Genomic DNA, 13,691 nt, shown 5'->3' with positions numbered 1-13,691 from the left:
TGACTCGGCGGGCGTGTAGAGTTAAGCGGTGAGCAATTTCCCCGTTTGTGTGCACATCGACGTGCGCTTCCGCGATCTGGACCCGCTGGGCCACGTCAACAACGCGGTTTACCTGAGCTATGCCGAGACGGCCAGGGTGGAGTATTTCCTACGACTGGGCTACGAGGCGGGCAGTGGCAATTTCATCTTGGCCAGGGCCGAGGTGGACTACCGGCGTCCCATCGTCCTTCACGACGACGTCAGGGTCATGACCCGCGTGAGCAAGGTGGGCAACAGTAGCTTCCGCATGATCTTCGAGGTGTGGGCCAACGGTGAACTCGCCGCCAAGGGTGAGACGGTGCAGGTGTGGCTCGAGCAGGGCAAGCCGAGCCCCTTGCCCGGGGCCCTGCGCGAGGCGATCCGGCGGCTCGAGACCGATCCGGTCGAGGGGCTATAGTAGCGGATTCAAAGAGATACTCTTCAAAACCCAGAGGCTATCTTTTTGAATCCCAGAGCACACCCCTCCCTGACGGTCGGCGAAGCAAGCGTATCCCTTCGGTCGACCGCCCCGCCCTGGCGGGGCGGCGTTCCCATTCGGTGACGAACTAACCGAATCTGGTATAACCTCCCCTTGACGAATCGAAGCATCGCGGCTACTATTTCTTTTGCGTCTGAAGCGCATCCTGTGCCGGGATGGCGGAATTGGTAGACGCGCATGATTCAGGGTCATGTGCCCGCAAGGGTGTGCAGGTTCAAGTCCTGTTCCCGGCACCACGAAGGCCCCGGACTCCAGGTCCGGGGGTTTTGCTTTCAGCCGCTTCGCCACTTCGGCGTGAGCGTGATCTTGACGGTGAGGGTCTCATTGCCGCGCAGAACCTTGAGGGTGATGGTGTCGCCCACCTGGCGGCTGCGCACGTAGGCGATGAGGTCGTTGGGGCTCTGGACCACCCGCCCATCGACCTCGAGGATCAGATCGGCCAGCACCCGGTTTTCCGACAGGCGGCGAGGGGGCTGCAAGCCCGAGGTGGCCGCCGGATAGCCCTCGAGCAGCTCCATCACCACCACCCCGCCCTGGCGCAGCCCCACCGCGCGGGCCTCGTCGTCGGAAAGCTGGCTGAGGCTCACGCCCATGAAGGGGATGTCGCGGCGGTAGCCAGCCTTGATCTGGCTGACCAGGCTGTCCAGGCCTAGCAGGGGTGTGGCGTAGCTCTGGAACACGGGGACATCTTGGCCCTCCTGCGCCTCCCGCCCGATGGCCACGGCGATGGCCACCACCTTGCCCTCGGTGTTGAGCACGGGGCCGCCCGAGTCGCCCGGAGCCAGCGGCATGGTCGAGGCGATGAGGTCGCTGGGGAAGTCGGGCCGGATGGTGCGACCGATGCTGGTGACCACGCCGATCCGTGGAGCGATGAAAGCGCCGCGCGAGTTGCCGATGGTCATGAGCGATTCACCCTTGCGCACGGCTTTGGCGGTCTCGAGCTCCATGAAAGGCACCCGTTGGCTCACCCTGGCCCTGATCAGGGCGATGTCGCGCAGGGCGTCGTAGCCCACCACCTCGGCGGGGTAACGCCTTTGGTCGGCACTGCGCACCCAGAAGCGCTGGGTGTCCTCGATGACGTGGTAGGCCGTGAGCACCAGGCCATCGGGACTGATGAAGAAGCCCGATCCGACCCCCTCGGGCCGGGTCTCGATGCGGACTGCCGCTGGGTGGATCTGCTCGTAGATCTGCTCGAGCTGGGCCCTCGCAGTGCGTGGATCGGGCAGGGAAGGCTCGCCGTTCTGCTGGGCTCCGGTTGCCAAGAGCCCCATGAAAGCGACCATCACGGCCAGCACCAGGGTGCGCATGTTTCACAGTGTAGGACGAGCTTGGCTCGAAAAGTGGGGGTTTGGAGCACATTGCTGTAGGCGGTATTCGCGGGAACCAGACGTGAGACGTACGAGCTGGCTTTGGTATCCTGTTCCGGATGAAACGGGTGTTTTCCGGCTTTCAACCGACCGGCGAGCTTCACATTGGCAACTACCTGGGGGCCATGGTCAACTATGTGGCCCTCGGGGAGCGGCTGGGCCGGGACGCGATCTATTGCATCGTGGATTACCACGCGCCCACCAACCCGGCGGCCTATGACAAGGATTTGCTGCGACAGCGCACCTTCGAGGCTGGGCTGGTCAACATGGCCGCGGGCCTCGACCCCGACAAGGTCATCCTCTTCGTGCAGTCGCACGTGCCCGAACACACCGAGCTGGCCTGGATCTTTACCACCCAGACCCCTTACGGCGACCTGACCCGCATGACCCAGTTCAAGGACAAGGCTTCCAGGCTCGAGTCGGTCCCGGCAGGGTTGCTGATGTATCCGGTGCTGATGGCTGCCGACATCCTGATCTACAAGGCCGACACCGTGCCGGTAGGGGACGATCAGACCCAACACCTCGAGCTCGCCCGCGAGATCGCCCGGAGGTGGAATCAGGAGTACGGCGAGACCTTCCCCGAGCCACAGATCTACCTCAACCCCAACGCTCCGCGCGTACCCGGCATCGACGGCAAGGCCAAGATGAGCAAGAGCGTGGGTAACACCATCGGATTGCTCGAGGACGAGCAGAGCATCTGGCAGAAGATCCGGGTCATGCCCGATGACCCCGCCCGCATCCGCCTCTCCGACCCCGGTGACCCCGAGCGCAGCGTGCCCTTCAAGTTCTTGCAGTATTTCGCCCCGCCCGAGCTGATCCAGGTCTTGCGCGAGGAGTACGCCCGCAGGGGCATCGGCACGCTGGTCGTCAAGCAAATCCTGTTTCAGGAGATGATGAAAACGCTGCGGCCCATCCGCGAGCGGGCCGAGGAGCTGCGGGCCAACCCCGAGCGCGTACTGGACGCCCTCGAGGACGGCGCGCGCAGGGCGCGGGCCATCGCGCAGGCCACCATGGAAGAGGTGCGCGAGAAGTTCGGCCTGCTCGCTCCCCGACGGAAGGTGCTTTCTTGATCCACCTCGCTTTTCCTGGCTTCTCCGGCACGCCGCTCCAGCTTTCCGAAGCCGTGCGGCGGGGTAGCCTGGCAGCGAGGGAATTGCCCGTCCTGAGCCTGGTCGAGCAGGCTTTAGCCCAGGTCGAGGCGCTCGAGCTCTCCCAGCGCAGCGAGCTGCTGCCCCTGCTGGCCGAGCTGATCCTCTTCAAGCTGCGGGCCTTCGCCAGGGTCGAGCCAGCCCCCATAGAGGAGGACGAAGCGGACGAGGCCGCCGGCTTCCTGGAAACCCTGGTGGCTTTGCAGGAGGCCATCCAGTTCCTGCGCCAGCGGGCTGAGGAGCGCTCGAGGGTGCTGCCGGTGCCCCCGCCACCCCTGCCCAAAGACAGACGCCTGCGCCCCTTGCCGCTCGAGCGGCTGCTCGAGGCCGTGCGCCCCTTCACCCGGCGGGCGGAAATCCAGATGGAGCCCGAGCGCTTTGGCCTCAAGGAGGCCTGGGCCAGGCTGCGGGACTTCCTGCTCAGGGTGCGGCGGGCGCTGTTTGGCCAACTGCCCCTGAGCACCTGGGCCGAGCAGACCGTGGCCTTCTCGGCCCTGCTCGAGGCCCACCGGGTAGGGGAGGTGCGCCTGCGGCAGAGCGAGAACTTCGGGGCGCTCGAGGTCGAGTTCATCGCGCCGGAAGCCCTTCCTAACCCGTCCCAAACGCGCTCAGGGTTGCAGGCTTCGGCGGATTGAGCTCAAACCCGCAGCACGAAGTCGAAGCGGGCTTGCCACAGGTTGTTGCTCTTCTGCACGGCCATGGTCAGCCGCCGGTCGAAGATGCGGTCGGAGGCGTTGGAGGGCTCGTCGGGGAAGTAGAGCTGGGTGGTGAGCACCGGTCGGTTGGGGGCCTGCACCTTGACGTGAATGTGCCGGGTACGGCCCGGATAGAGGCCGGGGACGATGGTCTCGAGCACAAAGCGCCCGCTGGCGTCGCTGAACTGGTGACCCCGCAGACGGAAGCCCTGATTGTCGTATTGCCCCTGTGCGTCGCACTGCCAGAAGTCCAGCAGGGCGCGGGCCACGGGTTTGCAGCCGGTGGAGAGCACGTAACCCTGGATCAGCAGCTTTGTCCCGCTCAGGCCGCCCTCGAGCAGCGACTTCCGCTCAGGGCTGCGGGGCTTGTAGTAGGGGCCTTCGGTCTGGGGAGGGGTGGGTTCGTCGTCCTCGTCGCCGCAGGCTGGGGTGGCCGGGAGGGTGGGGCCGGGCTGAGCCAGGGCCAGCGGGAGGGGAGCGGCCAGGGCCACCCAGAGAAATTTGCGCCGGGTCCATTGTTTCGTTGGCTTGTTTTCCACGCTTTCCTCCTTCGGCATGCAGCCTGAGTCCTGGGGACAGGGTAGCCTGCGGGTGTGAACGTTGGACGAACAAGTGGCGTGTGCGGACGACCCGTCCATCCGACCCCCTAGGTTTGACATCGGCGCAAACTGCCCCGATTCTAGAAGGGGTTATTGGGATTTACAACTCGGCCACCCGATGTGACGTTTTTACAACTCACCGCTCAAATACCGTAGCATATAGCAAGGAGGCGATCATGCGCGAAGTGTTTGTGGTTTCGGCGGTTCGAACCCCCATTGGGAAGTTTGGCGGGGCGCTGAAGGACTTCTCCCCGGTCGATTTGGGGGCCCACGTGATGAAGGCGGCGCTCGAGAAGGCCGGGGTGCAAGGCGGCGACCTCGACCTATTCATCTTTGGGCAGGTGCTCAGGGCCGGGCACGGTCAGCTACCCCCCCGTCAGGCCGCCTTCAAGGCGGGCATTCCCCAGAGCGTGGACGGCTACGCGGTGGACATGGTCTGCGCCTCGGGGATGCAGGCTACCGCCAACGGCGCGCTGACCATCAAGAGCGGCGATGCGGAGCTGGTGTTGGTGGGGGGCATGGAGTCCATGAGCCAGACCGGTTTCTACCTCAGCAGCCGAGCCCGCTGGGGCTACAAGTACCTGGCCGGGGCCCCCGAGCAACTGCAGGACATCCTCCAGCGCGACGGACTCTCCGATCCCTTCACCGGCGAGGCCATGGGCGAGCAGACCGAGCGTCTAGCTGCCGAGTTCGGGGTAAGCCGCGCCGAGCTCGACGAAGTGGCGCTGCACTCCAATTGGCGGGCGGCTCAGGCGACGGAAGCCTGCCACTTCAGCCGGGAGATCGTGCCTATCGAGGTTAAGACCCGTAAGGGCGTGGAGGTGGTGAGCAAGGACGAGGGGGTGCGGCCCGAAACCACCCTCGAGTCCCTGGCCGCCCTGCGCCCGGCCTTCAAGAAGGACGGCGTGCTCACCGCCGGCAACTCCTCGCAGATCTCCGACGGGGCGGCGGCCTTGTTGCTGGCGAGTGGTGAAGCCCTTCAGAAGTACGGCCTCAAGCCCATCGCCCGCATTCTGGGCTCGAGCTGGGCTGCCGGGGAACCCTGGCGCTTCCCCGAAGCTCCGGTTCCCGCGGTCAGGAAGCTGCTGGGCAAGCTGGGGATGCAGCTCTCCGACTTCGACCTTTTCGAGAACAACGAGGCGTTCGCCCTCAACAACCTCCTCTTCCACCGGCTGCTGGGCGTGCCGATGGACAAGCTCAACGTTCACGGCGGGGCCATCGCACTGGGACACCCCATCGGCGCGAGCGGCGCGCGCATCCTCACCACCCTGATCCACGCCCTGCACACCTACGGCAAGAGCCGGGGCTTGGCGGCGATCTGCCACGGTACAGGGGGCTCTGCTGCGCTGGCGCTCGAGGCCATTTGAACCATAGGGGCGTGGGGCGGCAGTCCCCGACCAGACCGCCGTTGGGCTGGTCAGTGAAGGGCCATCCGGCCCCCGGCGATGCCGGTACTCAAGTGAAGGGCCATCCGGCCCCCGGCGATGCCGGTACTCAGGGGAAGGATAGCCCCACCGGGGCAAAATGCTCCACAATACTTGTGTGGGTCGCCCCTGGAACGGGGATGCGCGTAAAGGGAGCCGCAGGCGAGTGCCCCACACACGTTTGAGCCTGTGAGGATGGTCGCGCGAAACTCCAACCAGACGTAGTTGGTTGTGGGTAGTTCATTAGCCCACGAAGAGCGGGATCGGCCATCGGCCACGTAGCATCAAAGAAAAACCCTCCCAGACGGGAGGGTTTTGAAATTCTCGAGCGCGTTTAACGCTTGGAGTACTGCGGCGCCCGACGGGCTTTGTGCTTGCCGTACTTCTTGCGCTCGACCTCGCGGGGGTCGCGGGTGAGGAAGCCTTGGGGCTTGAGCTTGCTGCGCAGGTCGGCGTTGTAGCTGACGAGCGCGCGGGCGATGCCCAGCTTGATGGCGTCGATCTGGCCGCTCTTGCCGCCGCCTTCGACGGTGATGTAGGCGTCGAAGCGGTTGGCGGCGTCCACGGCGCGCAGGGGCTCGAGGGCCGACACAGCCTTCACGAGGTTGCCGAAGTAATCTTGGAACTCGAGGCCGTTGACGCTGACCTTGCCTTTGCCGGGGCGCAGAAAGACCCGCGCCACGCTGGTTTTACGACGGCCGGTGCCGTAGTACTGCTCCATTACTTGACCTCCAGCTTGGTGGGCTTCTGGGCCTGGTGAGGGTGGGTCGGGCCCGCGTAGACCTTGAGGCGGCGGAACATGCGGTAGCCCAGCGGACCCTTGGGCAGCATGCCCTTGACGGCATGCTCGATGGCTTTCTCGGGCTTGTGGGCCAGCATTTCGGCGGCTACGACCTTCTTGAGGCCGCCCTGGTAGCCGGTGTAGCGGGTGTAGACCTTGGTGTGGGGCTTGTTGCCGGTCAGGCGCACCTTGGCGGCGTTGATCACCACCACGATGTCGCCGGTGGCCATGTTGGGGGTCCAGTCAGGCTTGTGCTTGCCACGCAACACGCGGGCGATCTGCGAAGCCAGGCGACCGAGGGTCTGGCCCTCGGCATCTACCACGACCCAACCGGGTTCGCGCTCTTGAGGAACGTAGGTCTTGAACACTTGGGCTCTCCTGATCCCGCTGCCTACCATCAGCGGGGGTTGAGGTTTGTTCTTTGACAAAAGGATCGGGGGCCTTCCGCAAAGAACGCCAGCGAGCAATATAGCATAGGGCTTTGGCCTGGGTAAAGAGCGGGGGGCGTGTGCAAGACGCGAATCGAAACACAGCTCACCGGGGAAGGGGTTAAACTCGAGGGGCATGAAACTCAGCGACCAGGAAATCGCCCAGGCCCTCGCCGAGTTGCCGGGCTGGGCTGTGGTGAGCGGGAGGCTCGAGAAGACCTACACCTTCGCCAGCTATGCCGACGGGGCGGCCTTCGCCCTGCGGATCGCGCTGCTGGCCGAGAAGAAGGACCACCACCCCGACCTGCTGGGCATCGGGTGGAAGAAGGTGCAGGTAGCCTACATAACCCATTCCCAAGGAGGTATCACCTCCCTCGACATCGAGGCTGCCAGGGCTACAGATGCGGTGTACGCTAAATTCGCTTGAAACTACGGGTTGCGGGTGTGTCGGGGGATTGGGGTTGAGGGTGTACCTACACCCAAGCCGCCCCGCTTCACCTTGCACATATAAAAAAGGGAGTAAACTTTTCGATTGGTGAGTGTATGGAGCGAGCGGTGGACAGCGCCAACCTGGCCTACCTCGAGGCCCTTTTCAACGATTACCAGCAAAACCCATCCAGCGTCAGCCCTGAGTGGCAGGGGTACTTTGCCAGAACCCTGGCCGATGGCAGGCTGAGCAATGGCTTAGCTGCTACGGTAGGTGCGGCGGCCCTGCCCGCCGATTTGGCCGACTTTCTACTCAAGGCCACCCGGCTGATCTCGGCCTACCGCGAGCGTGGTCATCTGGCTGCCCGGATCGATCCCTTGGGCCGGCCACGTCCCCCGGTGCCTGAACTCGAGCTGGGATACCACGGTCTGAGCGCCGCCGACCTCGAGCGCCCCATCCCGCCCGGCCTGGTGAGCGGGGCCGAGACCCTGGGGCAGGCTGTACAGCGCCTGAAGGAGCGCTACACCGGCAGCATGGGCATCGAGATCGGTCACCTCGATGATCCCGAGGTGCGCCGCTGGATCGAGGCCCGCATCGAAGACGGGGCCTTCCCCCAGCCCGACGCTTCCACCCGCAAACGCATCTACGAGCGCCTGATGCAGGCCACGCTGTTTGAGGAGTTCCTGCAGAAGAAGTACCTGGGCGCTAAAACTTTCTCCACCGAAGGCTCTGAAGCCATCATCGCCCTGCTGGATTTGGCCATGGAGCAGGCGGCCCGCCAGGGGGTGACTGAGGTGGTGATGGGGATGGCCCACCGGGGCCGGCTCAACGTGCTCGTCAACATCGTGGGCAAACCCATGCGCGATATCTTCCTGGAGTTCGAGGAGCAATTTCCCGAGGGGTATCACGGCGATGTGAAGTACCACCTGGGCCACTCCAACGACATCCAGACCCCTGGCGGGCCGTTGCACATCTCGCTCAACTTCAACCCCTCGCACCTGGAGTTCGTGGGCGCGGTGGCGATGGGACGTTTGCGGGCCAAGCAGGACCGCTTCGGCGACACCGAGCGCAAGAAGGGCTTGCTGGTCGTGGTGCACGGGGATGCGGCCTTCATTGGTGAGGGCATCGTGCAGGAGACGCTCAACATCTCTGGGCTGAGGGCCTACACCGTGGGGGGCGCATTGCACGTGATCCTCAACAACCAGGTGGGCTTTACCACCGACCCCAGCGACTACACTGCCGGGCGCTACTCCACCGAGATCGCCAAGATGATCGAAAGCCCCATCTTCCACGTCAACGCCGAGGACCCGGATGCCGTCTACGCTGCCGTGGTGATGGCCATGGAGTTCCGCGCCGCTTTCAAGCGCGACGTGTTCATCGACCTGGTGGGCTTCCGCCGCCGCGGCCACAACGAGACCGACGAACCCGCTTTCACCCAGCCCGAGATGTACCGGATCATCGCGAGCAAGCCCCCGGCCTACCAGGGATACTTCCCTAAGCTCGAGGCCGCCGGGGTGCTGAGCAAAGCCGAGGCCGAGGCGATGGCCCAGGAATACCAGGTCAAGCTGGATGCGGCCTTCGCCGAAGCGCGCAGTGCACCTTCCACCGTCCGTCCGCACGCGGGCGGGGGCATTTGGAGTGGCTATCATGGCGGTCCTGAAAACGGCACTCCTGACGTGGACACGGGGGTGGCGCTCGAGAGGCTGTACGAGCTGATGAAGGGCCTGACCACGCTACCCGAGGACTTCAACCTGCACCCCAAGCTGGGCCGTTTCGTGCAGGGCCGCGCTGAGATGGGCGAGGGCAAGCGGCCTCTGGACTGGGCCGCCGCCGAGGCGCTGGCCTTCGCTAGTCTCGCCGCCGAGGGACACCGGGTGCGCATGAGTGGTCAGGACGTGGTGCGCGGCACCTTCACTCAGCGGCACGGCGGCTACACCGATACAGTCACTGGCAGGCGCTACATCCCCGCCCAGCACCTCGTCGAGGGACAGGCTCCGGTCGAGCTCTACAACTCAGCCCTCTCCGAGGCCGGAGTGCTGGGCTTCGAGTACGGCTACAGCCTCGACGCCCCCGATGGGTTGGTGATCTGGGAAGCCCAGTACGGCGACTTCGTGAACACCGCCCAGGTCATCATCGACCAGTTCATCGCCTCCGCCGAGGTCAAGTGGAGCCGCCTCTCGGGGCTGGTGATGCTGCTGCCGCATGGCATGGAAGGGGGTGGTCCCGAGCACTCCTCCGCCCGCCTCGAGCGCTTCCTGCAGTTGTGCGCTACCGATAACATGCAGGTGACCTACCCCTCCACCCCCGCGCAGTACTTCCACCTGCTGCGCCGCCAGGTCAAGCGCCCCTGGCGCAAGCCCCTCATCGTGATGACGCCCAAGAGCCTGCTGCGCAATCCCGAGGCGGTCTCGCCCATCGAAGAGCTCACCAAAGGCCGTTTCCAGCGGGTGTTGCCCGACAGCACCGGGGCCGATCCGAAAAGGGTTTCGCGTGTCCTGTTGTGCTCGGGCAAGGTCTTCTACGACCTCGAGGCCGCCCGCAAGGCCGCAGGCAAGGAGGACGTGGCCATCGTACGTCTGGAACAGTTCTACCCCTTCCCCGAAGGGGAGCTGGCGGCGGCGCTCGAGCCCTTTGGCAAGAAGGTGCCTGTGTACTGGGTGCAGGAGGAGCCCAGTAACATGGGAGCCTGGTGGTTCCTCAAGGCCCGTTTCGGCCACCTCATTTACGGACATGCCTTCGAGGGCATTGCCCGCCCCGAGTCCAGCAGCCCGGCTGTGGGTTCGTCCAAGGTGCACAAGCGCGAACAGGAGCAATTGGTCAGGGAGGCCCTCGGCCTCTGAGCCCCCAAACCCCGGCGCAGTAGCCGGGGTTTATCTCGTACGAAGCGACTCGAGTCAAACAGCGATAGACTAACAGAGCTTTAGGAGGATTCACGATGGCCGTAGAACTCAAAGTGCCCGCGGTGGGCGAATCCATTACCGAGGTGGAGATCGGGCAGTGGCTCAAGAAGGAAGGTGAGGCGGTGAAGGTCGACGAGCCGCTGGTGGAACTCGTCACCGACAAGGCCACCCTCGAGCTACCCTCCCCGGTAAGCGGCGTGCTGGGCAAGATTCTGATCTCATCCGGCGTGGCCAAGGTGGGCGACGTGGTGGCGATGCTCGAGGAAGGTGCTGCCCCGGCAGCCCGTCCCGAAGCTGAAGCTGCACCCCAGGCCCAGCCCGCTCAGCCCGCTCAACCCATCGCCATGCCCGCTGCCGAGCGCCTGATGGCCCACAGCGGCATCACCCCGGCCCAGGTGCAGCCCTCCGGCCCCGGCGGGCGCATCCTCAAGGAGGACGTCCAGCAGGCCATTGCCACCAAGCCCGCTCCGGCTCCGGCACCCACGCCTACGCCCACAGTACCCCTCACCCCCAAGGCCCCCGGCGAGCGCAAGGACGATGTGGTGCCCATGACCCCGCTGCGCCGCCGCATCGCCGAGCGGTTGCTGGCGGCCAAGCAGAACACCGCCATGCTCACCACCTTCAACGAGGCCGACATGGGCATGGTGATGGAGCTGCGCAAAGAATACGGCGAGGGTTTCCAGAAGAAGTACGGGGTGAAGCTGGGTTTCATGAGCTTCTTTGTCAGGGCCGTGGTGCAGGCGTTGCAGGAAATCCCGCAACTCAACGCCGAGATTCGCGGTGGTGACATCGTTTATCACCGCTACTACGACATCGGTATCGCGGTGGGTGGGGGTGAGGGGCTGGTGGTGCCGGTGATCCGCGACGCCGACAAGCTCTCCATGGCCCAGATCGAGGCGATCATCGCCGACTACGGCGCGAGGGTGCGCGAGAAGAAGATCAAGCCGGAGGAGTTGATGGGCGGCACCTTCACCATCACCAACGGCGGAATTTACGGTTCCTTGAACTCTACCCCCATCCTCAACCCGCCCCAGGTGGGCATCTTGGGCATGCACGCCATCGTCGAGCGTCCGGTGGTCAGGAATGGCCAGGTGGTGATCCGCCCCATGATGAACCTGGCCCTCTCTTACGACCACCGCATCGTGGACGGGCGCGAGGCGGTGACCTTTCTCAAGCGGGTGAAGGAGCTCATCGAGAACCCAGTTCGGCTGGCGCTGGAAGTATAGTTCTACGTCTTGTGTCCTGTGTCGTAAGCCAGATCAAAAGCGTAAGACCTGCGGCGTAGGACGTTCGCGGAGCGAAGCATATGCCAAAACATCAACTCGTCGTCATCGGTGCGGGGCCTGGAGGTTACGTGGCTGCCATCAAGGCTGCACAGCTCGGCCTCGAGGTAGCCTGCGTAGAGCGGGAGCAGGCCCTGGGCGGCACCTGCTTGCGGGTAGGCTGCATTCCCTCCAAGGCGCTGCTGGAAGCCAGCGAGAAGTTCTACGAGGCCAAGAAGGGCGCGCTCATCGGGGTGAAGTTCCAGGACGTGAGCTTAGACCTCCCCGCCATAATGGCCCACAAGGACAAGGTGGTGCAGGCTAACACCGACGGGGTGAGCTTCTTATTCAAAAAGAACAAGGTCACCCGCTATTTGGGCCACGCCCGCTTCGTCTCGACCCACAAGCTGATGGTGGAGGGCCCCGAGGGTCAGACCGAGCTCGAGTTCGAGCGCTGTATCATCGCCACCGGCTCCAAGGTGGCCATGCTGAAGGGAGTCGAAGTCGACTACCGGACCATCATCACCTCCGACGAAGCTATCGCGCTCGAGCAGGTTCCCGAAACCATGGTGGTGATCGGGGGTGGGGTGATCGGCCTCGAGCTGGGTTCGGTCTGGAGCCGCCTGGGCTCGAAAGTGACGGTTTTGGAGTACTTGCCGCGCATCCTGGGGGGTATGGACGGCGAACTCTCCCGCGCTGCCGAGAAGATCCTCAAGAAGCAGGGCCTCGACATCCGCACCTCGCAGAAGGTCACGCGGGCCTACGTCAAGGACGGCAAGGGTGTGGTTGAGGTCGAAGGGGGCGAGACCTTCACCGCCGACAAGGTGCTGCTGGCGGCGAGCCGGGTGCCCAACACCGAGGGGCTGGGGCTCGAGGCCGCGGGCATCACCCTCGATGGCCGGGGGCGCATCCCGGTCAACGATCGCTTCCAGACCAGCGTCCCAAACATCTATGCCATCGGCGACGTGATCCCTGGCCCAATGCTGGCCCACAAAGCCGAGGAAGACGGCATCGCTGCGGTGGAGGGTATGGTCACGGGTTGGGGCCACGTGGACTACAACACCGTACCCAACGTGGTCTACACCCATCCCGAGATCGCCTCGGTGGGCCAGACCGAAGAAGAGCTCAAGGAGGCGGGTATTCCCTACAAGAAGGGCAGCTTCCCCTTCCAGGCCAACGGGCGGGCGCGGGCCATGGGCGATACCGAGGGCTTTGTTAAGGTGCTCGCCCACGCCCAGACGGACCGGGTGCTGGGGGTTCATATCATCGGTCCCCGTGCGGGCGACCTCATCGCCGAAGCCGCTACCGCCATGACCTTCAAGGCTTCCTCAGAAGACATTGGCCGGGCCTCCCACGCCCACCCCACGCTGGCCGAAGCCCTCAAGGAGGCGGCGATGGCGGCGTACGACAAGCCGATTCATATCTGAGGTCGTCGAGACATAGGACCTACGACCTCGGCCCGGCAGGCTCAGCCGTGGACGTCCTCGGGTTTTTTCTCCATGCGCCCGGTGAGCCAGTAGAGGATGCGCTCGGCGACGTTTTCCAGGTGGTCGCCCAGCCGCTCGTAGCTGCGGGCAATGCGCATGAGGGTGAGGGCTTTGGAGATGGTGCGGGGGTCTTCCATCATGTAAGTCAGCAGCTCCCGCGTCACCGACTCGTACATCCCGTCCACCTCATCGTCGCGGCGCAGAACCTCGCGGGCGGCTTCCTGGTCGCGCTCGGCCATGGCCTTGGCGATCAGGTCGAGCATCCCCGCCAGGCGGTGCGCCATCTCAGGCAGGATCACGTAGTTCTTGAGCGGCGGCTCCTTGGCCAGCACGATCACGTCCTCGGCCACGTGGGCTGCGTAGTCCCCGGCCCGCTCGAGGTCGGTGAGGGACTTGATGATGGTCATGGCGAGACGTAGGTCGCTGGCGACGAGCCCCTGGCGGGCCATCAGGACGATCATGTCGTTCTCGATTTTGAGCTCGAGGGGGTCCACCTCGTTCTTGTCCTGGGCGATGACCTCATTGGCTAAGGCCGGATCCTGCTCGGCGAGGGCTTTGGCGCTTTTATGCACCATTTCGCGCACCAGAGAGACCATGCGGATGCTCTCTTGGGTAAGTCGGGCGAGTTCTTGGTCTAAGGCTTCACGCATAAGAAC

The 13,691-nt window shown here is 64.6% G+C and carries 13 protein-coding genes and 1 tRNA gene; 9 read left to right on the top strand and 5 right to left on the bottom strand.

Annotated elements, in window-relative coordinates:
• Positions 1-28 precede the first annotated feature (28 nt).
• A complete protein-coding gene (locus tag B047_RS0108570) occupies positions 29-436 on the top strand; it encodes an acyl-CoA thioesterase (RefSeq protein WP_026234744.1) in 408 nt (135 codons plus the stop codon).
• Positions 437-666: 230 nt separating this feature from the next.
• Positions 667-753 (top strand) — tRNA-Leu (locus tag B047_RS0108565).
• A 36-nt stretch (positions 754-789) separates the two neighbouring features.
• Here the strand turns inward: B047_RS0108565 and B047_RS0108560 are convergent.
• The gene (locus B047_RS0108560) at positions 790-1,824 is read right to left on the bottom strand and encodes a S1C family serine protease (RefSeq protein ID WP_018466549.1); all 1,035 of its coding nucleotides are present in this window, start codon (positions 1,822-1,824) and stop codon (positions 790-792) included.
• A gap of 119 nt (positions 1,825-1,943) precedes the next feature.
• Here B047_RS0108560 and trpS point away from each other — a divergent pair, with 119 nt between their 5' ends.
• A complete protein-coding gene (gene trpS, locus B047_RS0108555) occupies positions 1,944-2,954 on the top strand; it encodes a tryptophan--tRNA ligase (RefSeq protein ID WP_018466548.1) in 1,011 nt (336 codons plus the stop codon).
• Positions 2,951-3,667 (top strand): hypothetical protein, encoded by a 717-nt coding sequence (locus B047_RS0108550; protein ID WP_018466547.1) that lies wholly within the window; start codon positions 2,951-2,953, stop codon positions 3,665-3,667. The genes trpS and B047_RS0108550 overlap by 4 nt, the downstream gene beginning before the upstream one ends.
• Positions 3,668-3,669: 2 nt before the next feature.
• On the opposite strand, the gene B047_RS0108545 is transcribed toward B047_RS0108550, so the two are convergent.
• The gene (locus B047_RS0108545; protein ID WP_211209139.1) at positions 3,670-4,266 is read right to left on the bottom strand and encodes a dioxygenase family protein; all 597 of its coding nucleotides are present in this window, start codon (positions 4,264-4,266) and stop codon (positions 3,670-3,672) included.
• Positions 4,267-4,502: 236 nt separating this feature from the next.
• On the opposite strand from B047_RS0108545, the gene B047_RS0108540 reads away from it, so the two are divergent.
• On the top strand, positions 4,503-5,693 hold the full coding sequence (locus B047_RS0108540; protein WP_018466545.1) for a thiolase family protein: 1,191 nt from the start codon (positions 4,503-4,505) through the stop codon (positions 5,691-5,693).
• A 391-nt stretch (positions 5,694-6,084) separates the two neighbouring features.
• On the opposite strand, the gene rpsI is transcribed toward B047_RS0108540, so the two are convergent.
• Together rpsI and rplM are read right to left on the bottom strand one after the other, a co-directional pair.
• Positions 6,085-6,471 carry a 30S ribosomal protein S9 gene (gene rpsI / locus B047_RS0108535; protein ID WP_018466544.1) on the bottom strand — a complete coding sequence of 129 codons (387 nt, stop codon included), beginning with the start codon at positions 6,469-6,471 and terminating at the stop codon, positions 6,085-6,087.
• Complete coding sequence (rplM, locus tag B047_RS0108530; RefSeq protein ID WP_018466543.1) at positions 6,471-6,929, bottom strand: 50S ribosomal protein L13; 459 nt, start codon at positions 6,927-6,929, stop codon at positions 6,471-6,473. The genes rpsI and rplM overlap by 1 nt, the downstream gene beginning before the upstream one ends.
• 166 nt (positions 6,930-7,095) lie before the next feature.
• Here rplM and B047_RS0108525 point away from each other — a divergent pair, with 166 nt between their 5' ends.
• The 4 genes from B047_RS0108525 (at position 7,096) to lpdA (ending at position 12,975) form a co-directional block, all read left to right on the top strand.
• Positions 7,096-7,386: a 4a-hydroxytetrahydrobiopterin dehydratase gene (locus B047_RS0108525; RefSeq protein ID WP_018466542.1), complete on the top strand. Its 291-nt coding sequence runs from the start codon at positions 7,096-7,098 to the stop codon at positions 7,384-7,386.
• A gap of 116 nt (positions 7,387-7,502) precedes the next feature.
• On the top strand, positions 7,503-10,226 hold the full coding sequence (locus B047_RS0108520; RefSeq protein ID WP_018466541.1) for a 2-oxoglutarate dehydrogenase E1 component: 2,724 nt from the start codon (positions 7,503-7,505) through the stop codon (positions 10,224-10,226).
• Positions 10,227-10,321: 95 nt separating this feature from the next.
• Positions 10,322-11,512 (top strand): 2-oxoglutarate dehydrogenase complex dihydrolipoyllysine-residue succinyltransferase, encoded by a 1,191-nt coding sequence (gene odhB, locus B047_RS0108515; RefSeq protein WP_018466540.1) that lies wholly within the window; start codon positions 10,322-10,324, stop codon positions 11,510-11,512.
• A gap of 80 nt (positions 11,513-11,592) precedes the next feature.
• Positions 11,593-12,975 (top strand): dihydrolipoyl dehydrogenase, encoded by a 1,383-nt coding sequence (lpdA, locus tag B047_RS0108510; protein ID WP_026234742.1) that lies wholly within the window; start codon positions 11,593-11,595, stop codon positions 12,973-12,975.
• A 41-nt stretch (positions 12,976-13,016) separates the two neighbouring features.
• On the opposite strand, the gene phoU is transcribed toward lpdA, so the two are convergent.
• Complete coding sequence (phoU, locus tag B047_RS0108505) at positions 13,017-13,685, bottom strand: phosphate signaling complex protein PhoU (protein WP_018466538.1); 669 nt, start codon at positions 13,683-13,685, stop codon at positions 13,017-13,019.
• Between the last annotated feature and the right edge of the window lie 6 nt (positions 13,686-13,691).

It is taken from the genome of Calidithermus timidus DSM 17022 (assembly GCF_000373205.1).
Lineage (GTDB): Bacteria > Deinococcota > Deinococci > Deinococcales > Thermaceae > Calidithermus > Calidithermus timidus.
Note: the sequence above shows the minus strand (reverse complement) of the source record. Positions and strands in the feature narration are given on the sequence as shown.